General features: G+C 39.3%; 1 protein-coding gene. It reads right to left on the reverse strand.

All coding sequences use genetic code 11. The features are described from left to right. The coding region (locus ACGF5R_RS24270; RefSeq protein WP_387693186.1) for an IS30 family transposase at nucleotides 1-741 on the reverse strand (741 nt) is incomplete at its 3' end. Nucleotides 742-748: the final 7 nt, after the last annotated feature.

A 748-nucleotide genomic window follows, 5' to 3' on the forward strand; every position in this document is an offset into this window, starting at 1 on the left:
GGTTTCTAATTTTTCACTGATGATTTCATGATCTGCGAACTCCAAACCGTTATCGAACGTGATGGTCTTAACCTTTTGTTTTAACGGAAATAATACTTTCACTGCCGCTTTCGCGACTTCTGAAGCTCGCTTGCTATCAAGTTTAACGATAATTGTATACAGCGTCTTGCGGTCAACCAATGTTAATAAGACACTTTTTTTTCCTTTCCCTATTATCGTATCTCCTTCCCAGTCGCCAATACGTTCTTTTTTATCAACAATTTCCGGGCGTTCATCAATACTGACCCGGTTTTTAATTTTGCCTCTTCTTTCATAGCTACCATAACGTTTACGATAGGGTTTTCTGGCAATTCGCAGATGTTGCCATAAATCACCCCCCTCTATTTTATCTTTATAAATCAGTCTATAAATTGTCTCATGATGCAAAGATATCCCTTTATGTTGCTTTAAATAATCAGCCACCTGTTCAGGACTTAAGTCTTTCCAAATTAACCGTTTTATCCATTTTTTTACTTCCGGCGTTATTTTCACGGCTTTCTTAGCAAAATGACGACGAGCCAATACCTTCAAATGAGCCTGTTCAGGGCAGTATGTCTGGACTTCTTGATTTCTCTTCAATTCTCTGCTGATGGTCGACGGGCTTCGCTTAAGTGACTCAGCAATGAAAAGCTGTGAAAAACCCGCTTCTCTTAAACTGGAAATCTGGTATCTTTCTGTTTCGGTCAGTTGTGTATAGGCCATAGTGCAT

The organism is Photorhabdus sp. RM71S (assembly GCF_042879355.1).
GTDB lineage: Bacteria > Pseudomonadota > Gammaproteobacteria > Enterobacterales > Enterobacteriaceae > Photorhabdus > Photorhabdus kayaii.